General features: G+C 73.1%; 21 protein-coding genes and 1 pseudogene. 11 read left to right on the forward strand and 11 right to left on the reverse strand.

Features of this window, described 5'->3' with window-relative positions; translation table 11 throughout:
* Together BCD48_RS53090 and BCD48_RS02150 are read left to right on the forward strand one after the other, a co-directional pair.
* Positions 1-599, forward strand: a 599-nt coding sequence (locus BCD48_RS53090; protein ID WP_241841457.1) for a hypothetical protein, incomplete at its 5' end; no start/stop codon positions are given.
* 455 nt (positions 600-1,054) lie between these two features.
* Positions 1,055-2,449: pseudogene (locus BCD48_RS02150) on the forward strand (replication initiator).
* Positions 2,450-2,881: 432 nt separating this feature from the next.
* On the opposite strand, the gene BCD48_RS54745 reads toward BCD48_RS02150, so the two are convergent.
* From BCD48_RS54745 to BCD48_RS02160, 3 genes are all read right to left on the reverse strand, one after another.
* Complete coding sequence (locus tag BCD48_RS54745) at positions 2,882-3,013, reverse strand: hypothetical protein (protein WP_274536487.1); 132 nt, start codon at positions 3,011-3,013, stop codon at positions 2,882-2,884.
* Positions 3,010-3,666 carry a recombinase zinc ribbon domain-containing protein gene (locus BCD48_RS02155; protein ID WP_071046547.1) on the reverse strand — a complete coding sequence of 219 codons (657 nt, stop codon included), beginning with the start codon at positions 3,664-3,666 and terminating at the stop codon, positions 3,010-3,012. Before BCD48_RS02155 ends, BCD48_RS54745 begins: the two co-directional genes overlap by 4 nt.
* Positions 3,667-3,824: 158 nt before the next feature.
* Positions 3,825-4,463: a TetR/AcrR family transcriptional regulator gene (locus BCD48_RS02160; protein ID WP_071046548.1), complete on the reverse strand. Its 639-nt coding sequence runs from the start codon at positions 4,461-4,463 to the stop codon at positions 3,825-3,827.
* A 165-nt stretch (positions 4,464-4,628) separates the two neighbouring features.
* Between BCD48_RS02160 and BCD48_RS02165 the strand changes: the two genes are divergently transcribed.
* From BCD48_RS02165 to BCD48_RS02195, 7 genes are all read left to right on the forward strand, one after another.
* Entirely contained in the window at positions 4,629-5,684 is a 1,056-nt protein-coding gene (locus BCD48_RS02165; protein WP_071046549.1) for a zinc-binding dehydrogenase, read from the forward strand.
* A 180-nt stretch (positions 5,685-5,864) separates the two neighbouring features.
* Entirely contained in the window at positions 5,865-6,413 is a 549-nt protein-coding gene (locus BCD48_RS02170; RefSeq protein WP_071046550.1) for a nuclear transport factor 2 family protein, read from the forward strand.
* A gap of 43 nt (positions 6,414-6,456) precedes the next feature.
* Positions 6,457-7,299, forward strand: coding sequence for an NAD(P)-dependent oxidoreductase (locus BCD48_RS02175; RefSeq protein WP_071046551.1), 843 nt, complete (start codon positions 6,457-6,459; stop codon positions 7,297-7,299).
* Positions 7,300-7,371: 72 nt separating this feature from the next.
* Positions 7,372-8,181, forward strand: coding sequence for an NAD(P)-dependent oxidoreductase (locus BCD48_RS02180; protein ID WP_071046552.1), 810 nt, complete (start codon positions 7,372-7,374; stop codon positions 8,179-8,181).
* Between the two features lie 104 nt (positions 8,182-8,285).
* A complete protein-coding gene (locus tag BCD48_RS02185) occupies positions 8,286-9,128 on the forward strand; it encodes an SDR family NAD(P)-dependent oxidoreductase (RefSeq protein WP_071046553.1) in 843 nt (280 codons plus the stop codon).
* Positions 9,129-9,927: 799 nt separating this feature from the next.
* Positions 9,928-12,663 carry an AMP-binding protein gene (locus BCD48_RS02190; protein ID WP_083418057.1) on the forward strand — a complete coding sequence of 912 codons (2,736 nt, stop codon included), beginning with the start codon at positions 9,928-9,930 and terminating at the stop codon, positions 12,661-12,663.
* 359 nt (positions 12,664-13,022) lie between these two features.
* Positions 13,023-14,201: an alpha-hydroxy acid oxidase gene (locus tag BCD48_RS02195; protein WP_241841458.1), complete on the forward strand. Its 1,179-nt coding sequence runs from the start codon at positions 13,023-13,025 to the stop codon at positions 14,199-14,201.
* 88 nt (positions 14,202-14,289) lie between these two features.
* Here the strand turns inward: BCD48_RS02195 and BCD48_RS02200 are convergent, their stop codons facing one another.
* On the reverse strand, positions 14,290-15,096 hold the full coding sequence (locus tag BCD48_RS02200) for a methyltransferase domain-containing protein (protein WP_071046556.1): 807 nt from the start codon (positions 15,094-15,096) through the stop codon (positions 14,290-14,292).
* Positions 15,097-15,317: 221 nt separating this feature from the next.
* On the opposite strand from BCD48_RS02200, the gene BCD48_RS02205 reads away from it, so the two are divergent.
* Positions 15,318-16,988 (forward strand): AMP-binding protein, encoded by a 1,671-nt coding sequence (locus BCD48_RS02205; protein ID WP_071046597.1) that lies wholly within the window; start codon positions 15,318-15,320, stop codon positions 16,986-16,988.
* A 62-nt stretch (positions 16,989-17,050) separates the two neighbouring features.
* Here the strand turns inward: BCD48_RS02205 and BCD48_RS02210 are convergent, their stop codons facing one another.
* From BCD48_RS02210 to BCD48_RS02235, 6 genes are all read right to left on the reverse strand, one after another.
* The gene (locus BCD48_RS02210; protein ID WP_071046557.1) at positions 17,051-17,365 is read right to left on the reverse strand and encodes an AzlD domain-containing protein; all 315 of its coding nucleotides are present in this window, start codon (positions 17,363-17,365) and stop codon (positions 17,051-17,053) included.
* Positions 17,362-18,204 carry an AzlC family ABC transporter permease gene (locus BCD48_RS02215; RefSeq protein ID WP_071046558.1) on the reverse strand — a complete coding sequence of 281 codons (843 nt, stop codon included), beginning with the start codon at positions 18,202-18,204 and terminating at the stop codon, positions 17,362-17,364. Before BCD48_RS02215 ends, BCD48_RS02210 begins: the two co-directional genes overlap by 4 nt.
* 57 nt (positions 18,205-18,261) lie before the next feature.
* Positions 18,262-19,236 carry an AfsR/SARP family transcriptional regulator gene (locus BCD48_RS02220; protein WP_071046559.1) on the reverse strand — a complete coding sequence of 325 codons (975 nt, stop codon included), beginning with the start codon at positions 19,234-19,236 and terminating at the stop codon, positions 18,262-18,264.
* Positions 19,237-19,487: 251 nt separating this feature from the next.
* Positions 19,488-21,164, reverse strand: a complete 1,677-nt coding sequence (locus tag BCD48_RS02225) for a WD40 repeat domain-containing protein (RefSeq protein ID WP_071046560.1) — start codon at positions 21,162-21,164, stop codon at positions 19,488-19,490.
* A 144-nt stretch (positions 21,165-21,308) separates the two neighbouring features.
* On the reverse strand, positions 21,309-22,280 hold the full coding sequence (locus tag BCD48_RS02230; RefSeq protein ID WP_083418058.1) for an alpha/beta fold hydrolase: 972 nt from the start codon (positions 22,278-22,280) through the stop codon (positions 21,309-21,311).
* Between the two features lie 508 nt (positions 22,281-22,788).
* Positions 22,789-23,904, reverse strand: coding sequence for an ADP-ribosylglycohydrolase family protein (locus BCD48_RS02235; RefSeq protein WP_071046561.1), 1,116 nt, complete (start codon positions 23,902-23,904; stop codon positions 22,789-22,791).
* A gap of 236 nt (positions 23,905-24,140) precedes the next feature.
* On the opposite strand from BCD48_RS02235, the gene BCD48_RS02240 reads away from it, so the two are divergent.
* On the forward strand, positions 24,141-24,935 hold the full coding sequence (locus tag BCD48_RS02240; protein WP_071046562.1) for a response regulator transcription factor: 795 nt from the start codon (positions 24,141-24,143) through the stop codon (positions 24,933-24,935).
* Between the two features lie 352 nt (positions 24,936-25,287).
* On the opposite strand, the gene BCD48_RS02245 is transcribed toward BCD48_RS02240, so the two are convergent.
* Positions 25,288-25,983 carry a GntR family transcriptional regulator gene (locus BCD48_RS02245; protein ID WP_071046563.1) on the reverse strand — a complete coding sequence of 232 codons (696 nt, stop codon included), beginning with the start codon at positions 25,981-25,983 and terminating at the stop codon, positions 25,288-25,290.
* Positions 25,984-26,401 lie beyond the last annotated feature (418 nt).

A 26,401-nucleotide genomic window follows, 5' to 3' on the forward strand; every position in this document is an offset into this window, starting at 1 on the left:
GTGTCCGCCCCCGCAAACCACCCGCCACCAGGCCCGACGCCCCCAACCCGACAGACCAGACCTACCGGTCAAACTTCAAACGTGCCGGAGCCTTGGGGGTGCCGGTGACGGTCATAAGAGTGGAACTGGACGGCGGCGAGCTGGGTCCGGTGCCGGTGGAACTGGGGCCGGTGCGGCTGCCTCGTCAGGGCGGGGTGCTGTTGGACGCCTATCCGTGGCCGGATTTCGTGCCTTCGGGCCGGTTCCCGGCGGATGGCGCGGCGCTGCGGCTGGCGGCGAGAGGTGCGGCGCGGGTGGTAGTGGCCTGTCCGCCGCTGGTGTCGCCTGCCTGTTCGGTGTTGGCGCTGGCCGTCGGCCGGCTCCTGGTCGAACAGCGGCTTGCGGTGGGGGCCGGGTCGGTGCCGGTGGCGTTGTGCGCGGTCCGGCCGCGGTGTGCCTGGGAGTCGGGCGGAGTGATCGTGCCGCACCCAGTCACGGTCCATGCCCGCAGTGGTGCCCAGTACCGAGTGGTCTGGGAGATCAGCGAGACGCCTGATGTTGCGGCCTGGCTGACGCGTCTGGGGCCGGTGGTCGGGTGGCCGGTGGCGGTGCCGGCCTGACCACTGGCACGGGTCGGCGGTGAGCCTCGTTAGCTCCGATGTACGGCGATGGACGCATGAGGCGCGGGTCTTTGGTCCTATGCCTTCGTTTTCCTATGTTTGCCTCGGCTACGCGCTGGGTAAGGTTGCTCTTGGTCACTGAGTTCGGTGTCTCCACACTGTTGACTCAAACCACGTATGGACGGGTGTCGCCACTGAGGGAAGTCGGCCATGGGAGCGGACCGCGTGAGCGGTTCGGGTCTGGGGCTTCGGTGCCACCACCTTGGCGTCTGGTGTGACCTCCGCGTGCACGAGCGGTGGGTATCCCGGGCGCGCCCCGCTTCGGCGGGTGGCTTGCAGGTCCCGCCTGCGCCCGTTCTTCTTGCCATGCCTCGTGCCGGGCCGGTTCGCCGGCTGTGGCAGGGGTGGTGGGGTGCGCGGTCGGGCCTGCTTCCCGGGGTGGAGGCACGCTTCCCATGGCGCAGGAACGTCCGCCGGCGGCGGCTGGGTGTAGCCGGCCGGTCCGGCTCGCGGGCCGCTCAGACCACGTAGACCTCGCAACAGGCGATGTCCGCCGGGTGTCAGCGCCGCCGGTGGTGCATGTGCGGTGTAACAACCGGCGGGCGTCGGCCTGCCCGGACTGCTCGAAGCTCTACCAACGCGACGCGCGCCGCATCGTCGTACGCGGCCTGGACAGCGGCAGCGACGGGACCGGTAGCCGGTGCTCCGGCGTGGTTCGTGACCTTGACCGCTCCCTCGTTCGGGCCGGTGCATTCCCGCCGGGCTGGCAATGGTGCCGAGGGTCGGGTGTGTCGGCAGCGCCGGGGAACATGCGAGCACGGCCGGGCGCTGTCCTGCCACCTGCGGCACAGCGCCGATGATCGTCGTCTTGGTGAGCCGCTGTGCCCGGCCTGTTTCGACTACGGCCGGGCTGTGGTCTGGAACGCGATGGTGCCGGCGCTGTGGAAGGCGACCCGTGACCGGCTCGAATCCGCGTGGCCTCGGCCGTCGGGCTGCCCGTCGCTGGACTGCGCCGTCAGGTGCGGGTCAGTTTCGTCAAGGTCGCCGAAATGCAACGTCGGGGCCTGGTCCATCTGCACGTCGTGATCCGGATCGACGGCCGCGACCCGTCCGGAGACCTGGTCGCCCCGCCGGAATGGGCGGGCGGGGATCTGGTCGCGGAGTGCCTGCGGGCGGTGCTGACGTCGGTATCGGTGGCCGCGCCGGACCCGGCGACGGTCGCGCTGCTCGACGCGTCGGGCGCTCTGCCAGCAGCGCCGTTGGCGGACGGGTGGGCGGTGCGCTGGGGTGATCAGGTTGATATCCGCCGGGTCCGGCTCGGGTCCGATACCGATGCGGTGAAGGTCGGGAACTACCTGGCGAAGTACCTCACGAAGTCCGTCACCGATTCCGGGGCGTTGGATGCGCCGGTGCGCTCGCTGCGCAAGCTAGCCCGCCTCGGGTTGCGCGATCACGCGCGGCGGCTCGTCGAGACCTGCTGGCGCCTGGGCGCGGATCGTGCGTTCACGGAAGCGCTCGACGCGGCGGCGGCCCGTCCAGCGGGGCGTACGTCGGGGCTGATCCGCTGGTCGCACAGCTGGGGCTTCGGTGGGCACTGGTTGTCGAAGTCACGGCGATACTCCACGACGTTCGGCGCGGTGCGCTCAGTACGATGCCGGTGGGCGAGGCTGCTGTCCGCCGCGCTGTCAGGCCGTCCCCTCGGCCAGGACGGCGATGACGGGCCGGTGGTGCTTGACGAGTTCGGCCGTCCCGACGGCGACCCCGGGACCCTGATCGTCGGGCAGTGGCGCTACACCGGACGCGGCCGTGATCCGGGTGGAGCTGAGGATGCGTCCGGGGCGGGGCCGTGACCAGGCGGCGCGGATCTGGACCGTTGGCCGGACAGATCGCGCTGCCCTTCGACGACCACGAAGAAACGAGCAGCACAGCGGACCTGGCGGGGCACGTGGCCGTCGAGAGGACGGGTACTGCAGGCTCCGCCTCGTCGTCCTTCCCTGCTGTGGCGGTCGAGGAGGACTGCGCGCGACCGGTGGGGGTGGGCGGGGTGGGACCGCCTCCCGGCAGGATCCGAAACGGGCCGTCAGTACGGTGCGAGCGGCGTAGCGGCGGCGGGGCTCGGTTCCGCGGAACCGGACGGCGTGCAGGTGACGGTTCCGACCTGGGTGCCTGCCTCGGCGCGGGCGGATTATGTGGCGGGCTGGCTGGCGGGGCGTCGGGCTGCGGTTGCGGCGGGGCCGTTGCCGGATGAAGTGGCGCGGATGTGGTCGCGATGATCGACGGTGTTAGTCGGCCGGTCCAAGCTGCGGATGCGGCCTGACAACCACGCGGTCCTCCACCGATGCCTGCTGGTCGGTCAAGGTGTCGATGCGGTCGATCACCCGGGCCAGCAGGCGTCGCCGCTGCGCCAGGGTCATGTCCGGCCACTGGCGTGCAAGGTCGGCATGGGAGGCGACCGGAAGGCCCTCGACAACGGTGGCGGTGTCGAGCTGGCTTCCAGCTTCTCGATACGCTCCTGGACGTCGGCGATCATGCCGAGCAGGACGGCAACCATCTTGCCCTTGTAGATCCCGCTGTCCTGCTGGGCGATCAGGGTGTCGCGTTCGGCGCGGGCCTCGTCCAACTCGGCCAACAGACCGCTGGTGGGGGTGGCGGCCTGGCGGGCGGCCTGCTCCGCACGGACCTTGGCCAACCGGTCGTCGGTCAGGAACGCGAACAGCCAGCCCGTCACGAACGTCTCGGCCTGCTCGGCCTGCACTCGGGACGGCTGTATGCAGGTTCCCGCGCCGTGGCGGCGGTTGGCCTGGCACTGGTAGGCGTACCGGCGGACCACGGTCCCGTCCACCCGCGCGTGCTGCGCCTCGTGCCCGTACAGCCGGCCATTACAGGTGCCGCAGTGGATCAGCCCGGTCAGCAGCCAGCCATGCGCGCCCCAGGGCTGCCGCGTGGTCGTCTTCGTCGTGCTCCGCGCTTCCAGCTCGCGGACCATCCGCAGCCACGTCGGCCGGTCACACACCGGCGGCTGACTGACCACGGGCTCCCCGTTCGCGTCCACCGCGACATAGTCCAACAGGTTGAGCTTCGATCGCCGCCGAACAGCAATGGCCGATGCTTCGCGGGTTGTCGACGGTTGTCGACGGCCCGTGGATCAGGCCGGCGACCCGCGCCGTCAGCTCGCGGTGGTGCCCCCATCCACCAGGTGGACGGTGCGGGACTCGCTGGCCGGCGTCACGCGGGCTGGCCGCCGGGTTCAAGAGTGCTCTGGCTGGCCTGGGGTTGCAACAGCCGGAGGATCATCTCGACGGTGCGCTCGATGGGGCGGCGTCGGGCGGTCACGGTGGCCAGCAGCGTGCGGGTCAGGATGGCGCCGAGGAGCATGTCGAACACGTCGTCCGGGTTCACCGCGGGGTCGACGCTCCCAGGCGGCGCGGCGCACAGGATGTCCTGGAACTGCGGCCGTGCCGAGACCCGCAGGTAGAACTCGGGCGGGCGCTGCCGGCTCACGGTCTGGTGGTGCGCGAGCAGGCCGGCCGCGGCGGCGCGGGCCGCGGGCGCGTCGAACGCGGCCACGTAGGCGCGCACGAAGCGGCGCAGGTCGCGGCGCAGGTCGCCGGTCGGCTGGACGCTGAGCGGGCTGAGGCCGGGGAACGTGGCCTCCTCGATCAGCTCGATCCGCGACCCCCAGCGGCGGTACAGGGCGGAGGCGTGGACGCCGGAGTGCGCGGCGACCGCGTGGATCGTCGTCGCGTCGAAGCCGCGCCGCACGAGCAGCTCGCGCGTGGCCGCGAGTGCCCGTTCATCGATGCTCCTGTCGCGCGGGCGCCCCGGGCGGCGGCGGGGAGGCTCTGCCGGATCAGCGTCTGCCATGTCAGCGATCTTATGGGGCGCCAGCTCCGCAAGGCACCTCCGTCATCGAGTTTCAGGACAAGATCTTCTATAAAGTTTCAGGACAGATACTTCTGTAACTGGCGGGTCGCCGCTACAGTCGCGTGACGGGGATGTGTCCTGGCCGCGAACCCGAGGGAGAGGCCGATGCGAGCCGCTGTGCTGCGAGGCGGAACGGTCGAGGCGCGCGTCATCGACGACCCGGTGCCGGCACGCGGGCAGCTCCTTGTCCGGTCACTGGCGTGCGGGATCTGCGCGTCGGACCTCCACTACATGGATCACCTGGAAGCGGGGGCCGACGACGACAGCGGGATGTCGACCTACGATCCGGATGTCGACATCGTGATGGGCCACGAGTACTGCGCCGAGGTCGTCGACTACGGTCCCGGCACCGAGCGGCGGATCCCTGTCGGGACGCGGGTGAGCTCGCTGCCAGTGCTCTCCACCGCGGCCGGCCGCAAGATCATCGGGCAGAATCCCGAGACGCCCGGCGGGTTCGGCGAGTACCTCCTGCTGGACGAGGCGATCACCCGGGTCGCGGCGTCGGACCTCCCGAGCGAGGTCGTGTGCGTCGCCGACGCGATCTCGGTGGGATGGTCGGCGGCGTCCCGTGCCGCGGTGACGGCGAAGGAGGTGCCGCTCGTCATCGGCTGCGGCGCGATCGCCCTGTCGGCGATCGCGCAGTTGAAGCGGCTGGGGGTGGGCCCGATCATCGCGGTCGACTTCGTGGCGTCGCGGCGGGAGACGGCGCTGGCGATGGGCGCCGACGTGGTCGTCGATCCCGCCGAGATCTCCCCGTTCCAGGCCTGGCGGGACGTGGCCTACGGGTCGGCCGAGTCGATGAAGGAGGTGCTGGCGCTGGCCAGCCTGCCTGGCTGCGTCGTGTTCGAGTGCGTCGGCATCCCCGGAGTTCTCGACTCGATCATCAAGGGCTGCGAGCGTGGCACCCGGATCCTCTCCGTCGGCGGCCCGCCTGAGGGCGACCGCCTGCACACCCTGACCGCCAAGCGGAAGGGCCTGAACATCCAGTTCGGCGGCGGCCCGTCGATGCGGCACTGGGACGAGGCCTTCGAGGCGGTCTGCTCCGGCAGCCTCGACGTCACGCCGATGCTTGGCCGGACCGTCGGGCTCGACGGGGTCGGCGACGCGCTCGCCGCGTCGCGCGACGCCAACGGGCCGGTACGCATCGTCGTAGTCCCCTGAACCAGGCTCTGTCGTCCCCGAACCGAACCGTCGTCCCCGAACCGAACCGTCGTCCCCGAGCTGAGTTCGGCGCACCGGGGCCGGCGGCACCAGCAGCCATCGCGCGACCGAGTTCGCCGCCGCGGCCCGCGCCGGTCGCGGAGCGCGCGTCCAGCGTCCGTCCGGAAAGGGCTACCGCGTATGAGTGAGATCGACGAGCTTCGTGCCGTGGTCGAGAAGCTGGCGGCCAGGGTCCACGCCCTCGAGGACCAGGTCGAGATCATGCAGCTTGTCGCCCAGTACGGGCCCGCCGTCGACAGCGGTTCGGCGCAGGCCACCGCGGCGCTCTGGACGGAGGACGGCACCTTCGACGCCGTCCCCCAGCTGCGGATGCGGGGTCGGGGCGACATCGTCGACATGGTCAACGGCGGCCACCAGAGCCTGATCCGCAACGGCTGCGGCCACGTCCTGACGGTGCCGCACATCGTGGTCGACGGCGACGAGGCGACCGGCCGCAGCTACGCGCTCAACATCCGCTGGGACGCCGACGCCGACCGGTTCTGGGTCGCCCGGGTCTCCGCGAACACCTGGCGCTGGGTGCGCACCGCCCAGGGCTGGCGCATCAGCGAGCGGGTCAACGCCAACCTCGACGGCACCCCCGAACACCGCGAGATGCTGGCGCCACCCGCGCAGCCGGAACCGCCGGCCTCGACCTCGACCGCTGCCGCCGCTGGCCGCGCGTCGGCCTGAGCCGCGGCCGCACGGTGCGGACAGCACGCCGTCTGGAGGATCAATGAAGATCGGTTTCGTCGGGCCGGGCCGCATGGGCCGGCCGATACTCGACCAGCTGAGGGCCGCGGGCCACGACGTCACCGTCCTGGTGCGCCGCCCGGAGGCCAGGGCGGCGGCCGAGGCCGACGGGCTGACCTGGGCCGCGACGGTGCCGGCGACGGTCCGCGACGCCGACGCGGTGTTCGTCGTCGTACTGAAGGACGAGCAGGTCCGTTCGGTGTGCCTCGGCCCTCAGGGCGCCATCGCGGCCATGAAGCCGGGCGCGACGCTCGTCCAGCACACGACGTCCGACCCCGCGACCGCCCGGCTGCTCGCCGAGGCGGGATCCGGCCACGGGGTCGGGGTGCTCGACGCCGCACTCTCGGGCGGCCCGCACGACATCGCCGCGGGCAGGCTCACCCTGTGGGTCGGCGGCGACGAGGCCCTGCTGGACCGGATGCGCCCGGTCCTCGCCGCGTTCGCGTCGCCCGTCATGTTCGTCGGGCAGCTCGGCAACGGCCAGCGGGTCAAGCTCGTGAACAACGCGCTGTTCGTGGCGCAGGTGGGGCTGGCGATCGACGCGGTGCGCCTCGCGGGCTCGCTCGGGATCGAGGAGCAGGCGATCCTCGCGGCCCTGCAGCACGGCAGCGGCGCCAGCCGCGGCCTCGGCGTCGTCGCCAGCGGTGGCTCCGTCGACGCCGTCGCCGGCCGCATCGGCGACCTGATGCTCAAGGACATCACCGTGGTGCGCGAGGTCGCCCGCGGCGCCGGCGCCGACCTCGGAATCATCGGGACGGTCCTGTCGTCGGACGCCGTCGAGAAGAAGGTGCTCCGCCCGCCGAGCGCACCCGGCACCACGCCCTGACCGTGGCCGAGAGGATCCGGGCCGTCCCGGTCCGCGCGACGCGACGTTGAGAGCTACCACGAGGAGGGCATTGTGAAGGTTGGCTTCATTGGGCTCGGCAGCATGGGCCTGCCGATGGCGCAGCGGATCCAGGCCGAGGGCCACGACCTCACCCTCTATGCCCGGCGGCCGGCGTCGCTGGAACCGTTCGCGGGCACCGGCGCCACCATCGCGGCGACACCGGCCGAGATGGGCACGGCGGTCGAGGCCGTCGGCATCTGTGTCTTCGACGCGGCGGGTGTGGAGGAGGTGCTGTTCGGCTCGGACGGCCTGGCGGAAACACTCGAACCCGGATCGGTGGTGCTCGTGCACAGCACGGTGGCGCCCGCGCAGATCCGGAAAATCGCCGAGCGGGCGGCGAAACATGGCCTGCGTGTCCTCGACGCGCCGGTGAGCGGCGGCGCCCCACGGGCTCTGACCGGCGAGCTGACCATCATGGTCGGCGGCGACGCCTCGGCTCTCGCCGACGTCGCCGGCCTGACGTCGACGCTGTCCAACCATGTCGTGCATCTCGGCGGGATCGGGGCCGGATCGCACGCGAAACTCATCAACAACACGATGTTCTCCGCGCAGATCGCCCTCGCGGACGACGCGATGAAGGCGGGGGAATCGCTCGGCGTCGACCCCGCCGGCCTCGCGGCGGTCCTGGCGACGAGCAGCTCGGCGTGCGTGGCCTCCGGAGTGCGGCTGCGCGCCGGCTCCGTCGCGGGCCTCGCGGCCTCGCCCGCCAACCTGACGCTCACCAAGGACGTCACGCTGATGGCGGACGTCCTCGGCAACGCCCCCGGAAAGGAACTCGTCGAGGTGGCGCGGCGCTTCGTCGCCGCGATCCAGTCCAGTTGAAGGGGCACGTGGCCTCCTGGCCCTGGCGTCCGCCGGCCGGGCCGCGGACCACAGACCGGTGCAGACCCATCGGGGCCGCTGGCCCCGAGAGACGAGGAGACACGATGACTGACGCCGCGACGAACAACAAGTACGGGCCCTGGGGCATCGTGGCCGGCGGGTCCGATGGAGTCGGGGCCGCGTTCGCCCACGAGATGGCTGCCAGGGGACTGAACGTCGTGCTGGTGGCGCGGCGGATTCCCGTGTTGGAAGCGTTCGCCGACGAGATCCGCGGCAAGCACGGCGTCGAGGTCCGCACCGTCGCGCTCGATCTCAGCGCCCCGGGCGCGCTGGCGGAGCTCGCGACCGCGACGTCCGACGTCGAGGTGGGGCTGTTCGTCTACAACGCCGGCGGCGACGACTTCAGCATGCCCTTCCTCGACAAGGACCTCGACACCCACCTGAAGCTGATCCACCGCAACTGCGACAGCGTGCTCGAGGCCGCCTACCGCTTCGGCGGGCCGATGGTCACGCGCGGGCGGGGAGGCGTCGTGCTCGTGACCTCGGGCGCGGCCTGGGCCGGCGGCGCCACGCTCGCCACCTATGGAGCCACCAAGGCGTTCGACCTCATCCTGGCCGAGGCTCTGTGGGCGGAATGGCGCTCTGGCGGGGTCGACGTCCTGAGCCTCGTCCTCGGCAGGACCGACACACCGTCGATGCGCCGGGTGTTCGACGCCAAGGGCGAGCCATACGGCGACCTCGCCGACCCCGAGGACGTGGCCCGCCAGGCACTCGACCACCTCCCGGACGGGCCCACCTGGATCTTCGGCGCCCCGGAACCGACCGGCGGTTCGCCCTTCGGCGCGCTGCCTCGCCGCGACGCCGTGCTCGCGATGAGCCGCGGCGCCGCCACCACCCACGCGGACGAGACGAATGCTCCGCCGGCGGCCGACGATGGGCGTGGATGACCCGTACTCGTGTATGACCCGTACTGAGGTGACGGTCGAGAAGGCGCCCCGCGGCCCACGAGGACGAGGCCTGGCCACGGGCGCCGTCAGGCCGCGGCGGTGCCGCCGTCCACCAGGTGGACGGTGCCGGTGACGTAGTCCTGGTCCATGACGTAAAAGTGGCCGTGTTCTCGCCGTCGCCCGCAAGCACCAGCTGGTTCGCGGCACCGGGCCGCGTCGGGCCGGCGCGTGTTGCCCCGCGGCCGGCGGCTCCTGCCGGCCGCGAATGGGCGGTCAAGCGCCCTGAACGCGCGAGGACCGGGATTCAGCGGACGTGTCCCCGGTCGGCCTTCCCCGGTACACCATCATCGAAAGTTCGCACTTGGAACGTCGACAGGCGCGTTCACGGAGGCGGCATCACCCGCCCAGCCCCGGGCCTATGTTCCGGTGACGGCACAACCACCGACAGCAGGTCGCCAGCATCGGCGCGTTGGACCGGGTGGTCATCGTGGCAAAGGGTTCTCCCCGTGTCAAGCCAAAGGCAGTCACTGCTAGATTGTGTTACACGGATCCGCCACAAACAGAGGCACAACCGAGATCAAACGCCACCGGCCGCGACATCTCCATTCGCCCACGTAACCATACACTTACGTCAGTGTCGACCGGCGATATGGACGGCCGGACGCTTAAGGCAACCGGACGTAGGCCAATGACCTGACATCGACGCGGTTGGCAGGCGGCAGAGCCTTTCGTGTTAAATCCGAGATGGACCTGAGCACACGGTCATGGCTCTCATACCGAAGCCCGCCCGGGAGGCGTCATGGCAGCACCGATAGTCCCTGGGCCCATGGACCGGGCTGACGTGTGGAAAGGCCAGGCCACCCGGGCTACGCCGGTGCCGCCACTGCACCCCGACGACCGGTTCGGCAACCTCGTGGACCGGATCCGCACCGTCGCCGCGGTCTGCCCCGACCTGGTTGCCGTTCGCGACGAACACCGCGCCGTCACCTACGCCCAGCTCGTCGCCTGGGCGGACGTCGTCGCCGACCGCGTCCTACGGGAACCCGCCGCGGCCGACCCGGACGCGCCCGTCGCGGTGCTGCTGCCCCACGACGCGAGCGGGATCGCCGCCGTCCTGGGTGTCATCGCGAGCGGCCGGCCCTGCGTGCCCCTCGACAGGATGTATCCCCCGGACCGCCTCGCCCAGGTCGCGGGACTGGCGGGGGCCTCGGTGTGCGTCACCGGGCCGCCTGGCTCCGCCGAGGCGGGCACCGCCGCCGCGCTGACAGGGATCGTGGCCACCGTCGACGTCGGTGACAGGCCCGCCGCCGCCTGGTCCTCGGCGCTCGCCGAGCGGGTCGCGTCGAGGGCGCCGCGCCGGGCCGACACCGATCCGGCGGTGCTCATCTTCACCTCCGGGTCGACCGGAGTGCCGAAGGGCGTCGTGTGGCACCACCGCGCCCTGCTGGGTCAGCACTACGCCATCCAGGTGAAGGGCGTGATGCAGCCGGGTCCGGGCGACCGCCTGCCGCTCTTCCTGCCGTATTCCTTCATCTCGGGCATGAACCGGACGGTCGGCCCCCTCGTCTTCGGCGCCACCATCGAGATGTACGACCCCCGGGTCCGCGGTGTCCGCGACCTGGCCGACTGGCTGCGCGCGATCCGGCCGGCCGGCCTCGTCGCCACCCCGGTACTGATCCGGACCGTGTTCGGCTGCCTCGATCCGGACGAGGTGCTCGACAGCCTTCGGTTCGTCATGTCGGTCGGCGAGCCGATCTACGCCCGCGACATCGAACTGGCCCGCCACCACATACCGACGACCGCGGCGTTCCTGGTCTCCTACGGTGCCTCGGAGCTCGGCACGACGACCTGCGACCCGATCTGGCCGGACGAGGTCCTCCCCGACGGTGTGATGCCGGCCGGGCGGCCGGTGGTCGACGTCCGGGTCCGGGTGGTCTCGCCGGACGGGGCCGAGATGCCGCTGGGCAAGACAGGCGAGATCGTCGTGACGGGCCACTTCATCACGGGCAGTTATTGGCGTGCGCCAGAAGCGATTGCGTCGCGCTTCGATGTCGAGCCGGACGGCACGCCGACCTACCGCACCGGGGACCTCGGACGCGTCGACGCCGGCGGTCAGCTCACGGTTGTCGGCCGCAACGACGCGGCCGTGAAGATCCGCGGCTACCTCGTCGAACCGATCGAGATCGAGTCCGCCCTGCTGGCGAGCCCGGACGTGCTCGAGGCCGTCGTCGTGGCCGACGCCGCCCCGGAACGGACCCGCTTGGTCGCCTACGTCGTTCCCGCGGCCGGCGCCCGGGTCTCACCGGCGTCGATCAGGCGCCTGCTACGGGCCAAGCTGCCCTCCTACATGGTGCCGGCCACCGTCATGCTGGTCGCGGCCCTGCCGAGGACCGACCGCAGCAAGATCGACCGGCTGAAGCTGCCCCCGGCCCCCGCCGGTCCGTGCCCGGGCCAGGACCCGCCCCGCGACCAGTGGGAGGAGGCCGTCGCCAGCGTGTGGGCCGTCGCCCTGCACCTCGACGACGTCGGCGTCCACGACGACTTCGTCGAGCTCGGCGGCGACTCCCTCATCGCCGAGGAGCTCCTCGCCAGGGTCGCCGACGAGCTCGGCGTCAGGCTTCCCACCTCGACCGTCGCCGACGCCCCGACCGTCGCCGAGTTCACCACCCGGCTTCGAAACGCCGGCGCCGACGTCCTACGCCACCCCACCGTCGTCCCACTGCGCACCACCGGCGGCGGCCGGCCGCTGTTCTTCTTCTGCGGCGCCGGCGGCCTCGCCGTCGGAGTGCTTGGCTTCGCCCGCCACTTCGACGGCGACCGCCCCGTCTACGGCGTCCAGGCCCACGGCCTCGAATACCGCGGCCTCCCCGACTGGTCGATCCACACGGCGGCCCGCCGCCACGCCCGCACCCTGCGCCTGGTCCAGCCCGCCGGCCCCTACAACCTCGTGGGCCACTCGTTCGGCGGCCTCGTCGCCTTCGAGACCGCGAGGCTGCTCACCGAGGCCGGCCACCACGTCGGCCTGCTCGTCCTCATCGACAGCTTTCTGCCCGACATGTCCGCGGGCGTCTTCGCCGGCGGAGTGCTGCCCTCCCAGCTTCCGGGCGGCCCGACCACGGGTCCGTATCCGGTCTCCGCGCTGGACCAGGTGGACGGGCTGGCCACGGGCGGCCCGTCGCGTGCCGCGACCATGGCCCGGGTCCTGCTCGGCCGGGCCAGGCAGGCCGCCCAGCTCCCCCTCGCCGGCGTCGTCCAGTTCAAGGGCATGAACCAGTACGACGTCTTCTACAACCAGTCGCGGCTGCTGACCAGGCTGTACCGGCCCAGGCCATGGAACGGGCGGGCGCTCGTCTACACGGCGGCCGCCTCGCCGCCGCGGCGCACGGAGGCCTGGCACCCGCTGCTGACCGGCGAGGCGACGTTCCGCACCGTCGGCGGCGACCACGACACCGTGCTGCGCGAGCCCGTCGTGAGCGAGGTGGCGGCCGACATCCGGGCCGTCCTCGCCGGCCTCGCCACCTCCGACGAGGCGTGACCAGCCGCCAGGGACGCTCCCGGTGTGACGGACAATCCTGGCGACTGGATGAACGCGATCCCGCGACGTGGGCCCAACCGTCACCTGCTCGGCGCCGGCAGGCCGACCCCCGGACCGCGCCAGACCTACGGACCAGGCCTCGACCACAGAGCCTGAAACGCAAGCAACAGCGCAGCGCCGCGAAAGGACCCAGGCTCGTGAGGATGGCGCCGGCAGGCCAACCCCCGGACCACGCCAAACTTACGGACCAGGCCTCGACCACAGAGCCTGAAACGCAAGCCCAGCGCAGCGCCCGCGAACAGCGCGAGGCGCGCACAAGCAACAGCGCAGCGCCAGCGAAGGGATCAAGGCGAGTGAGGATGCAGGACGCAGTCAACGTTGAGGACTTCCGCAGGCTGGCGCGCCGCAGGCTTCCCCGGGCGGTGTTCGACGCCCTGGAGGGCGGGGCCGGCGACGAGGTCTCCCTGCGGCGCAACCGCACCGCGTTCGACCGCATCGAGTTCCGCCCCCGGCCGCTCGCCGACGTCGCCAAGCGGGACCTGTCCACGACCGTGTTCGGCGAGCGGCTGTCGATGCCGATCATGCTGGCGCCCACGGGCGCGAGCCGCCTCGCGCGGTCGGCCGCGGAGATCGCCGTCGCGCGGGCCGCGGCGCGCGCCGACGTGGTGTACATGCAGAGCACCGTCGCGGCCTTCCCGCTCGAGGACGTCGCCGCGAGCTCGACCGGTTCCCTCTGGTACCAGCTCTACCTGCCCCCGGACCGCGCCGAGCTCGGGGACCTCCTCCGGCGGATCGCGGCGGCGGGATACCGGGCCCTGGCCATCACCATCGACACGTCGATCCTGGGCAACCGCGAGCGGGACATACGCAACAGGCTCATGAGCCGGCCGCCGCGACCCAGGATCGTGCTCCAGGGGGCCGGCAAGCCGGCATGGGCGACCGACTTCCTGCGGGGCAAGGCCGACTACCTGCGCGGCCGGCTCGGTGCCGCCCGCCCCGACGCCCCGTCCCAGCTGAGCCTCGACCAGACCCGGGAAACGATCACGGCGGCGTCGGACTGCGTCACCTGGGAGGACGTCGAGCGGATCCGGTCGCTGTGGGACGGCCCGCTGGTCATCAAGGGACTGATGCGCGGGGACGAGTGCGACCGGCTCGTCGAGCTGGGCGTCGACGGTGTCGTGGTGTCAAACCACGGCGGACGGCAGCTGGACGGCGTCCCCGCGACCATCGACGTGCTGCCGGAGGTGGTCGACGCCGCGGCTGGCCGGCTCACGGTCTTCCTCGACGGGGGTATCCGACGCGGCAACGACGCGGCCAAGGCGCTGGCCCTGGGCGCCGCGGCCGTGTTCGTGGGCCGGCCGTACCTGTACGGCCTGGCGGCGGGCGGCGAGGCTGGCGTCCTCCGGATGATCGAGCTGCTGCGGGAGGAGCTCGACCGCGCGATGGCGCTGCTCGGCGCCGCGACCGTCGCGGACCTCGACCGCACCCTCGTCTCGGGCGCCCGCATCCCCGGCGCCTTCCCGCCCCCGCAGCGGTAGGTCGGATCTCGGCGGGGAAATCGAGGCCAGAGCCCGAACGGGCGTGCGGCACTGTCCCGGCCAGCCCGGCACGCCCCCTTCCCAGCTGTCAGTCCGGCGGGCTGGTCGCGGTGGCCTTGAAGAAGGTGTAGCTGAAGGTGCCGTCGGGCTCGGTGGTCCGGTGCAGGGCGCGGATACCGGCGGCCCAGGTGGGCGCGTCGAGCAGCGCCTCGCCGACAGCCTGCTCGCCGACGCCTTCGACCATGGCGGTGAAGGTGCGCCGGGTGAAGCCGTCGACCAGGTGCGGGCGGCTGGCGTCGGCGTAGACGACCCGCGGCGAGACCGCGACGTCGTGATAGCCCGCCTGGACCAGCAGCGGGTAGAGGCGTCGCCCGATCAGCGCGTCCCCGCCGGCGCGGGCCTGCAGGTCGACCAGGCAGCCGATCGCCCGGCGCGCCGCCACGCTGTCGGGATGGAAGTAGGCCGAGCCGTGGTCACCCTCGACCACCGTGATCGAGCCGCCCGGCCGCAGCAGCCCACGCAGCGCCGCGAGCGCCCCGACCGGGTCCACCAGGTGCTCCAGCACGAAGCAGACAAAGACATGGTCGAACGACGCCGCCGGGAACGGCGCCTCGAAGAGATCGGCCCGCAGGAAGCTCACGTTGGTCAACCCGGCCCGCGCGGCCCGCTCGCGGGCGGCGGCGACCGAGTTCGCCGAGATGTCGACGGATGTGACGACGGCGCCCGGGCTGTTCGCCGCGAGGATGACCGTCTGCGCGCCCACTCCGCACCCGGCCTCCAGCACCCGGCTTCCCGCTGGGTAGCGCGTGTCCGCGTGCAGGAGGTCGGTCAACGTCGTGGCCTGGTCGGCCAACCGGACCTGCTCCTGGTCCGAGTAGCCGTGCACGTACTCCATGACCGCACGATACGACGCGCCCGGCGGTCGTCATCCGGGGCGCAGCGGCCGGCCCGTTCCACTCCGCCGCAAGGGCCTCGCGCCGTCCCTCCCCGCTGGCGCCGGGGGCCGGCGGCCCCGCCGGCCAGACCAGTGGCGGGCACCGATTCATCTAGATATCTTTGCTCCGACAGGCGGCGTCAGCGATGGGCTGGCGGGTGGCGGCGGAGGTGCGGCGGGGCATGACCGACAGCGAGTGGTCCTTACCGGCGGTGCTCGACGTCGTCACCGACGCCGCGCCCGACCGGGAGATGCTGGTCTGGAACGACGTCAGGCGCACCTACGCCGAGGTGCGCGACCGCACCCGGCGGCTGGCCGCCTTCTTCCAGAAGCGCGGCCTCGGCGCGCGGCGCGAGCGGTCCGAGCTGGGACGGTGGGAGTGCGGCCAGAGCCCGGTCGCGGTCCTGCTGTCCAACTGCCCCGAGTATCTCGAGGCGATGATCGGGGCGTACCGCGCGCGGGCCGTGCCGTTCAACGTCAACCACCACTACAACGCCCGCGAGGTCGCCGCGCTGCTCGACCAGATCGGCGCGGAGGCGGTCGTCTACCACCGCCGGCTCGCCCCGCTGCTCGCCGCCTCCGGCCTCGGCGGTGGCGCCGGTGATGGCGTGCCGGGTGGCCGGCTGCTCGTCGACGTGGACGACGGCTCGGGGGTCGCGCCGCTGCCCGGGTCCGTCCCGTTCGAGGCGGCCGTCGCCGCGGCGGCCGACGCCGACCTCGACCGGCTGCCCACCCCGTCGCCCGACGACCTCTACCTCGTCTGCACCGGCGGCACCACCGGGCGGCCCAAGGGCGTCCTGTGGCGGCAGGCCGACGTCTATGTCGCAGCGATGGGTGGCTTCGAATCGGCCACCGCCAGCCGGATCGGGGCCATCGCCGTGACCGGCCGGGGCGGCGTCTGGTTCGCGGCGCCGCCGTTGATGCACGGCGCCGCGCAGTGGACCGCGTTCGCCGCGCTCGTCCTCGGCGCGACGCTGGTCCTGCACGACGACAGCGCCCCGTTCGACGCCCGGGCGATCCTCACCGCCGCCGAGCGCGAACGGGTGAGCCTGATGTCGATCGTCGGCGACGCCTACGCACGCCCGCTCGTCGACGAGCTGCGCGCCCGGCCGTACGACCTGTCCGCGTTCGCGCGCCTGGCCACCGGCGGCGCGACGACCAGCGCCGCGCTCAAGCACGCGTTGCTGGACCTGCTCCCCCACCTCACCGTCGTCGACGGCTACGGGGCGTCCGAGACCGGCGGGATGGCCTTCGGCAGCTCGACGAAGGACGCCGAGACCCGTCAGTTCACCCTGTCGGCCGGCGGCGCGGTCCTGTCGGCGGACAGGACCAGTTTCCTCACCCCCCACGAGCCGGACGAGGTTGGGTGGACAGCCCGGGTCGGCCGGGTCCCGCTCGGCTACCTGGGCGACCCCGCCAGGACCGAGGAGACGTTCCCCGTCATCGACGGCGTCCGCGTCACCGTCCCCGGCGACCGGGCGCGCTACGAGCCGGACGGCTCGGGCCGGATCGTCATGCTCGGCCGCGACGCGATGGTCATCAACACCGGCGGCGAGAAGGTGTTCGTCGAGGAGGTGGAGGAGGCGCTGCGCCGCCATCCCGGCATCCTCGACGCCCTGGTCGTCGGCCGGCCGAGCGAGCGGTTCGGCGAGGAGGTGGTCGCGCTCGTCCAGCCCCGCCCCGGCGTGGTCCTCTCCCCCGGCGAGGTCCGCGAGTACGCCGCCCGCTCCGTCGCACGTTTCAAGGCCCCGCGCGCGGTCCTGCTCTGCGACCGCATCGGCCGCCACCCCACCGGCAAGGCCGACTACACCTGGGCCCGCCAGGCCGCCCTCGCCGCCGAACCGGCCACCTGACCTTCCCGCGCTGTCACAGCGCACGGCGAGTCAGGGCAGGGCTGCGGATGGCCCGACGGCTCCTAGGCGAGAAGCGCGGTCAGCGCCCAGAACACGGGCATGCCGGCGAGGATCGCGGCGTAGGGGCGGCCGATGCGCTGGGCAGCCAGGGCCGCGGCGGCGACGGCGGCGAGCGGCGGGAGCAGGCCCGCGAGGTTCGCCTCGACCTGACCGGCGAGGCTCGTCGCGGCGAGCGCCGCGAACGCGACCGGGACGACGAACGGCTTGGAGCGCTCCAGTACCGCCGGGGTCCCGACCCGGCCGAGGAGGACGACCATGCTGATCCGCAGCAGGTAGCTGCCGAGACCGGCGGCCACGATGACAAGCCAGACGATCATCGTGCATCCCCTGACCGGGCGCCTGCCGGCGCGGGAACCGGGTCGGAAACCGGGTCCGAAATGGAGTCAGGAAGCGACTCGGGAACGGCGTCGGAAAGCGGCTCGGGAACGGCGGCAGGAACGGGAACCGGGTCGGCGTCGCCGGAGGCACGGAGGCCGACCGTGACGCCGACGAGGATCGCGAGCATGATGCCGGTCTGCGCCGGTGCCGGCCGGGCGGCGAGCGCGACGGCCGCCGCCGCGAGCGCCGCCCAGCCCGCCGCTCGCACGGACAGCCGCGGCACCAGGTCCCCGACGAGGAACAGTGGGACGACGAACTCCAGGTGCAGCCCGGCCGGTACCCGCGTGCCCACGACCTGCCCCAGGGCGATCGTTGCGAGCCAGCCGGCCCAGAGAACCAGCCCGCCGCCCAGGTAGTAGAGGTGGGCGGGCTGTCGGTCGTCCGGTGCCGAGCGGCGGTAGCGGTCGAGCCCGACCGCGAGCGACGGCTCGACGATGAGGTAGGCGGCCAGCGCCCGCCACCAGCGCGGTGAGCCGCGCCAGTACGGGGCCATCGCCGCCGAGTAGAGCACCAGCCGCGCGTTGATCGCGAGCACGGTCACGACGACGACCGCGCCGGCAGCCCCGGCGCCGAGCAGCGCCAGCGCGGCCACCTGGGCGCTGCCGGCGAAGATGAGCGGCCCGGTGAGCCAGGCCGCGAGCGGCGGGATGCCGGCGCGGGCCGCGCTCACCCCGATGACGAATCCGAACGGCCCGATGCCGGCCAGCCACGGCAGCATCGCGCGCGCACCGGCCCCGGCCTCGGCGCGGGCCTCCCTGCCGCACCAGGCGCTGTTCACGTTCCCGCCCTTTCCTCGTAGGTTCCGGTCTGGCCGCTCGGTTCCTCGTCGGTCCGCTCAGGCGGACACGCCGAGGACGGCGGCTCGCAGGGTCAGCGCGTCCTCGCAGGGGGTGGCGCCGAGCTCGCGGTGCAGCACCGCGGCCAGCCGGTCGAACTGGCGCAGCGCCTCGACCCGCTCGCCGCGGGCCGCGTGCCGCCGCATGATCGCCAGGTGGGCGCGTTCGTCGGCCGGATCCTCGAGCAGCAGCCGCTCCCAGCGCCCGGCCGCCCGCAGCATGCGCAGGTAGAGCTGCCGCAGCTGGTCGCGGTCCGGCTCGGTCCACGGTTCGTGGGCGTCCTCGGGCAGCAGCGGCCCGCGGTAGGCGTCGGCCGCGCGCGCGGCCGACGCCTTGTCGACCCAGCGGTCGAGGCTCACGACCCGGCCGGACATACTGCCCGCCCAGTCCGTGTCTCCGCCCACAGTGGCGGCCGCGCTGGGGCCGCCCACGCCGGGACCGGGGCGGGCGAGGCCGGCGAGCGCGCGCATGCCGGCGCGTCGGAACACCTCGGCGTCCACGGTCACGTCCCAGCCGGGGCACAGGGCGACGACGTTGCCCCGCAGCACGACCGCGCCGGCGCCGCCGAGGGCCCGGCGGGCGTAGTGGGCGCACTTGTGCAGCCGCGGCACCACCTCGGCGAGCGGCAGCTCGGGCCACAGGGCGTCGAGGACCACCTCCCGGTGCAACCGCCGCATCGGCGCGAGCGCCAGCAGCTTCACCAGCGACATCGCGTGCCGCCGGCACCAGGCCGTCTCCGGCACGAGTACGAGACGGCCCCGCCGGGCGGCCTCCTGGGCGGTGACGCCCGGCGCGGCCACGGCCGCCCGTGGCTCGAGCGGCGCCGAGACCACCTCCGACCGCCCGGCGACGGGCGCCGCGGCTACCAGGACGCCGAACTCCCCGAGCAGCCGGATCTCGACGGCCCGCCCAGGGGCCGTCCGTTCCCCGGCCGCCAAGCCCAGGTCGCGCGGGGTCGTCCCCGTCGTCGCCATCGCCCGTCCTCCGCCTCGATGCAGGTCCCCCGCTGGCTCCCGCGCCCGTCGTCCGCCATCCGAGTTCAAGACTCCGGCCAGCCGACGGCCCGCGACCAGTACAGCCCCTGTACCCGCGGTGTCGCATATGCGTCAGTGCGCCGGCCGGCGCGCCCGGCCAGGCCGCCAGCCAGCGCCCGGTCAGCGCGCCGGCGGCGGCGCCCGGTCAGCAGGCGCGGCGCCCGGTCAGCAGGCGTCGAGCGGCCCGGGTGTCAGCGCAGCCGCCAGAGGCGGACGGAGTTGTCGGTTCCGACCGTGGCGAGGAGGTTCCCGTCCGGCGAGAACTTCGCGCCCCACTGGTCCGCCAGGGGCTTACCGAGCGCCGACGGGTGGGCGGGATCGGCGACGTTCCAGAGGTGCACGACGTTGTCCGACCCGTGGCTGGCGAGCACCGTGCCGTCGGGCGAGAACCCGACGGACAGCACGCCGTCGGCGTGGCCGGTGAGCGGCGGGCCGAGTGGCCGCGGGCTGGCGAGGTCGGTGACGTCCCAGAGGCGGATGGTCCGGTCCCCGCCGGCGGTCGCGAGGGTCTTCCCGTCGGGCGCGAACGCGACGCTCCACACCCCGCTCACATGGCCGGTCAGCGGCTGGCCGAGCGCCACCGGGTGGGCGCGGTCGGAGATGTCCCACAGGTGGACCAGACTGTCCGAGTCGGCCACGGCGAGGGTGCGTCCGTTGGGCGAGAAGTCGAGGCCGAGCGCCTTCGCGTCGCCGCCGAATGGTCCCCCGGTGGGCTTCGGGGCGGCGCCGTCGCTGACGTCCCACAGCCGCAGGGTGCCGTCGGGGTCGGCGATCGCGAGGACGTCGCCGTCGGGCGAGAAGCGCGCGAGGTGCCCCAGGCCGGCATGCTGGCCGAACGGCTCGCTGAGGGCGGTCATCCGCGCGGGATCGCGGATGTCCAGGAGGACGGCGTCGGAGCTGCCCACCGCCACCGTCTTCAGGTCGGGGGCGACGGCGATGCCCCACCAGTCGGGGCGGGCGATCGTCGACCGGCCGATCTGGACCGGGGTGGCACCGCCCTTCACCTGCCACTGGCGCAGCGCCGCCTGGCCGATGTAGTCGATTGTCGCCCCGCCGTCGGCGACAGCCAGGCGCCTGCCGTCGGCGGAGAACGCGAGCCCGAACACCGCCCTGGACTTGTCCGGGTCGGCGGGAAGCTGCGCGACCAGGGCCGGCGGGGCGACGATGAGAGCCTGCGCGGTCGTCGGTCCCTTCTTGTCGCGGGTGGCGAGGATGGTGATGCCAGTCGCGGCGGCGCCGAGCAGCACGCACACGGCGAGGACGAGCAGGACGAACCCCCAGCGGCCGAACCCCCAGCGGCCTGACCGTCCCTCGGACGGTCGCGCCGCGGGCTCCCCCGGCGCCGGGGGATATCCAGTAGCCGTCGGATAACCCGGCGCTGTCGGATAGCCCGGCGCCGCGGGATAACCCGGCGCCGGGTACCTGGCGGGGTCGGCCTGGCCCCGCCAGGGCTCGGGACCGGCGCCGGCCCAGCCGTAGGGCGGCGCCGGCTGCGCGGGCGGAAGGAGCGGAGCCGGCGGTGGCGTCGGCGTCGGCGTCGGCGTCGGCGGTGACGCGACCGGCGGCCAGCCGGCGGCGAGGTCATACGGCGTGGTCCACGAGCGGTCCGGCGCCAGGCCGGTCGCCGGCTCCTCGGGTGCGGCGAGCGGACCCGTCGCCCCAGGTCCAGGCTGGACGATCGTCTCGTCCGGACTGATGGTCGCTTCCTCGGACCACGCCGGGTGCGCCGCCGGCGCGCGCTGGATGATCGTCTCGTCCGGGTCGACCGCCGGCTCCTCGGGCGCGGCGGAGGGGCCCGGCGCCCCGGGCGCGGGGTGAACGATCGTCTCGTCCGGGTCGAAGGGCATGTTCGCGGGCACGTCGGCCATCAGCTCTTCTCCCTGATACTGGCCGACCGGCCAGGTGTCCGTCGCGACGCATGGTCATTTCGGTGCGACGGTACCGCATCGCCCTGACGGGCACGACCCGGCCAAGACCGACATATCGGTCAGGTCCGCTGCTGGTGGCCGGTGCTACCGGCCGGCCCCGCGACCGGCCGCCCCGATCCACGACATCGCCGTGGCGACCATCTCGAGGCCGTGTCCCCAGGCGGTCGTCCGGCCGTCGACGAAGATTCCCGACGGCAGCCGGTCGGCGACGAGCCGCGCGGCCGCGGCGGGGTGCAGCCGGTCGCGGGACGCCCCGATCACCAGGCAGGGACAGCGGATCGCCGCCAGCGCGTCCAGGTCGAGCCCCGGGTAGGCCTGCCAGGTGAGCAGCGACTGCCGCAGCTTGCCCGGGTCGGCGGTCCGCAGGACCCGGTAGAACCCGCCCAGCCCGTTCGCCTTGCGACGGCGATGCACGTACCTCGCCCCTGGCAGGAGTACCCAGCGCAGGATCTCCAGCACCGACGGCGGGCATGGCCACAGCACCCGCGCCGCGGACGGGACCGGCGCGGCGACGTGCGGCAGCAGCAGGATGATCCAGGCGGGCGGCGGGTCGAGCAGCGGGTGCGCGTGCAGGGCCAGGACCGCGCCGGTCGAGGCGGCGATGACGCCGTAGCGGCCGGCGGAGGCGACCGTCTGGCGGGCGAGCTCGGCGACGTCCGCGGCCATGTCGGCGACCGTCATCTGGTCACCGGGGCGCAGCCGGGACGACGCCTTCTCCCGGGTCTCGACGTACCACGTGCGGTGGCGCGCCGCGAGCGCCGGCAGGGTTTTCCGCCAGCTGTAGGGCGTCGACGACCAGCCGGGCACGAAAAGGACAGGATCGGCCGCGGCGCTCGACGCCCCGCCGAACAGCAGGGCCCGCAGGAGCGCGTCCGGCGCGCGCACGGCGCGGACCTCGTCGCGCCACGGCAGCAGCGGGTCCGGGATGTCGCGCCGTCCCCACTCGGACTCCCGGACACGCCACCCCCAGGGTAGGTCCCGGCACTGCTCGGCCCACCACGCCGCGTCCACGCCCGAACCGCGCACCAGCCGCTCTCTGGCCTCGTCCCCGCTCATGGCCGCATCTCCTCCCCGACCGCGGTGTCGCCGCGCCGAGACCGCATTCAGCGTCAAGGAGTCCCAGTGTCAGCGGGAAAGAGAAAGAAGCAGGCACCCGTGGAGGTCACCGTCAGGAATACCGGAATGCCAGGAGGAGAAGGCGGTCGGGGTGTGGTGGCAGACCGTAGCCACAGACGGGCACGGACGAGGGCCCGCGCCCGTCAGTCGGGGCGAGGCACTGGGCGTGCTCGCCCCGTGTCGGGCGCTGGGCGCCCTCCCCGCGTGGTTCCGGGCCCTGGCATTTGGCGGTGGTGGGGCCTGGACCGGGCTGACGACGTGGCTGGGTTGGCACTGCGCCGACGCGCTGTCACCAGTTGTGGCTGAGTTTCGCTTACTGGTCGATGGAACGGCGCCGCGGCCCGCCGCGGCTGGACATCCGAGCCCATGGGATGTCGTCGGCTCAGCCGCCGGGGTAGCGGGAGGCCCACTCGGTGGTGGCGCCTCCTCAGGGACCCGGAAACGCCAGCTACGCGCCGGGATAACGCTCCGCCCAGGTTGATGTCACGCCTCCCCAGGGGTCGGCGACCTCGGCGCTGCCGGTGACCTCGCGGACCAGGTCGTCGGCGACCTCGCGAACCAGGCCGTAGCCTTCGAGCTCGTCGAGCCAGCCGACCGGCAGCGCGTCCTCGCCGAGCGCCGCGCCGACGAGGTTGCCGCAGATCGCGCCGGTGGAGTCGCTGTCACCGGAGTGGTTCACGGCGGCGAGCAGCGCGGCGCGCGGGTCGTCCGCCGCGGTGACGGCGCAGAAGACGGCGATGGCCAGCGCCTCCTCGGCGACCCAGCCCGCGCCGAGCGTCTCCACCCGCTCCGCCATGAGGGCCGGCTTGGCGGGCCGGCCCGCGCCCCGGTCGTCGGCCGTGATCTCCCCGGCCGCGCCGAGCGCCGCCCTAAGCGCCCGCGCGACCTCATGGCCCTGTGGCTCGTCCTCGGCCCGGCGCAGCGCCGACATCGCGGCCGCGAGCACCGACGCGCCCTCCAGCACCTCGGCGACGATCCAGGCGAAGGCGCCGGCGGCGAGGTAGCCGGACGGGTGGCCGTGGGTGAGCACCGCGCACTCGACGGCGAGCGACCAGGCGTCCTCCGGCTCGCGGCGCAGCAGGCCGAACGGCGCCGAGCGCATCACGGTGCCGCAGCCCTTGCTGTCCGGGTTGGCCGGGCTCTCGGACGTGCCCATCTTCGGCGCCGCCAGGCCGGACAGGCAGGCGTTGCCCGGCGCGCGGCGGGCGTAGAGCACCGGCTGCGCCGCGAGCCAGCCGCTCACCTCGGCCGGCGGCCCGCTCATCCGCTGCGTCACCAGCCAGCGCTGGTACGCCTGCCACAGCACGGTCGGCGGGTGGCAGATCCCGCGGGACCGGCCGCGCACCGAGGCACGGATGAGGCCCTCGGCGGTGAACAGCGTCATCTGGGTATCGTCGGTGATCGGCGCGAACACGCCGTAGGCCTCGGTCAGCCCGGTGACCCCGTCCGGCCCGTGCGCGCGCCGGATCTCGCCGAGCGACAGGAACTCGATGCCGGCGCCGAGCGCGTCGCCCACCGCGCCGCCGAGCAGGCAGCCCCTCACCCGGTCCCGGTAGGACAACACCGCGATTCCCCCTCCACCACCCCTGCGACCGTGCGCCCGGCTCGGCCGGCCGTGGCCGAGCCCGCGAACGCGCGTGATCCAAGCGTAGGTAGCAACACCGACAATCCAGCGCCCCGGTGGCAGCGAGACCACGCCAAGCTCCCCGTCCCCGCGGTTACCGCGCCTGGCAGTCACGGCGATAACCTCTCCACGGCAAGACAAATCGACCACGGAGCCCAGACGTTGCGAGCCTGCCGATGAGCGCGGCCGAACCCCCCGCCCCGGCTGGCGCGGCGCGGGCGCGGCCACGGGTCGTCCTGGCCGACGACGCCGCCTTCTTCCGCGAGGCGATCGCGGGGCTGCTGCAACGATCCGGCCTCGACGTCGTCGGCGAGGCCGGCGACCCGGTGGCGCTGCGCGCGGCGGTTGCCCGGCTGCGCCCCGACGTCGCCGTCATCGACATCCGGATGCCCCCCACCCGCAGGCTGGAGGGCCTGGAGGCCGCGCTCGCGATCCGCCGCGACCAGCCGGGCGTCGGCGTGCTGCTGCTGTCCCAGTACCTCGAGTCCCACTACCTGCCCACGCTGTTCGGCGCGGCCATCGGGCCGGCCCGGCCGGCGGCCGGGGACGCGAGCCCCCGCGCCCGCGCGCACCCAGCCGGCGTCCGTGCCATCGGCGGCACGGACGCCGGCCAAGGCGGGGTCGGCTACCTGCTCAAGGAACGGGTCGGCGGGGCGTCGGTCTTCGTCGACGCCGTCCGGCGCGTCGCGGCCGGCGGCTGCGTGCTCGACCCGGAGGTCGTGGCCCTGCTGCTCGACGGCCGCCGTCGCCGCGACGTGCTGGCAACGCTGTCCGCCCGCGAGCGCGAGGTGCTCGGCCTGATGGCCGAGGGCCGGTCCAACCGGGCCATCGGCGACAAGCTGGTACTGACCCCGCGCACCGTCGAGTCGCACATCCGCAACATCTTCGGCCGCCTCGGCCTGGAACCCGAGCAGGACGACAACCGCCGAGTCCTCGCCGTCCTCGCCTACCTGCGCGCCGAAGGCCGGTAGAGCCTCTCCCGCGCGGATCCTCCGGGAGCGGATCTCGACGGTCAGCCAGCTGGGTTTCCTCGACACGGTCGCGGACTTCGGGTTCTACACCGAGGTGATCGAGAGCACGCCCGGATTCCTGGCCAACCTGAGCAAACTCGCGCGGGCGTCCGCGGCCTGGGACGCCACCAACCCCCTTCGCCTGCTCGGCCCCGACGGGAGGGCACAGTGATCTCGCGCCCCAGTCGGTCAGCTCGCGGTCGGCCCGATGCCAGTTTCGCGACTGCGACCCGACCTGTCAGTTCGAGACCGTCGTCTATGCCGCGATGTTCCGCGGCAGTCTTGGATCAAGATATGCCTGGCCGGAACGGATCTACGATCCGGCCTCGCCGCTGAGTACGGCCTCGCCGCTGAGTACGCCGCGTCGCTCAAGCTCCTCCACGACACTCCGGCCAGCATCGCGGAAGTCGTCGACTCGGTAGCGGGCCGCTTCCTCCCCGTCGCCGGCGGCGATGGCGCGCACGACGCGGGCGTGTGCGTCGACGGTGTCGTTATGGCTGCGGTCGATGCTGATGCGGAACACCAGCGGCAGGTATCCGGTGAAGGCGCGCAGCTCGGCGCGGAGGCGGCGCGAACCACCGGCACGGTGCTCGGTGGTGAGGATCGTGCGCACGAGCTCGACCACACGGTCCCGATCGTTCGGCGTCGCGGCTCGAAGCTCGTCGACCAGGCCTTCGAGCCGCGCGATCACCTCACGGTCCCGCTCCTCGGCCAGCCGTCGGACGGCAACGCCGCTGAGCAGGCCGATGATCTCAAAATCGTCGGTGATCGACTTGGCGTCGAACGGCTCGACGAAGACCCCCCGATGATACGTCGAGGCAACGATGCCGTCCCGCTCCAACATCACGATAGCTTCGCGGACCGGGAGACGGCTCACGTCGAGTTCCTGGCACACCTCTCCAAGATCGATCCGATCGCCCGACTTGAAGCGTCCCTCGAAGATCTGCTCCAAGACGTAGTCCACGACGGCAGCGCTCGTCTTGTTTCGAGGGACGGGACGGGGCGCCACAGCGGGTGATCCTTATCGGGATCGATGTTTGTACCGAACACAGAGCTTGTTTGCCCAAACGACGCTATCACGGATCTTGAAGTCGGCATGGCTGGCGTCGGGGCGTCTGGGCGTACCCCAACCGGACACAGTTTCGTGTGCATCGCGCCGTAATCGATCACCGGGATCGCAGGCACATCACCAGGCGCTGACCTGCTACGACGCCTACCCGGTGGCTCACTCGGGGAGTACTGGGCCTACTCCGGCGGGCGCGTCCAGGCGCGAACGGCCAGCTTGCCGGTGGTGCCGAGGTCGAGGTAGGGCGCCACGGTCACCGGATCGGCGCCCTGCTGGGCCCGCACCCTGACGTACGGGACATTGAGGGTGGTCCCGGCCGAAGTTCGACCTCGTGATGCAGCTGCTGCGCGCCGGCGGCACC

This window comes from Pseudofrankia coriaricola (assembly GCF_001854805.1).
Classification (GTDB): domain Bacteria; phylum Actinomycetota; class Actinomycetes; order Frankiales; family Frankiaceae; genus Pseudofrankia.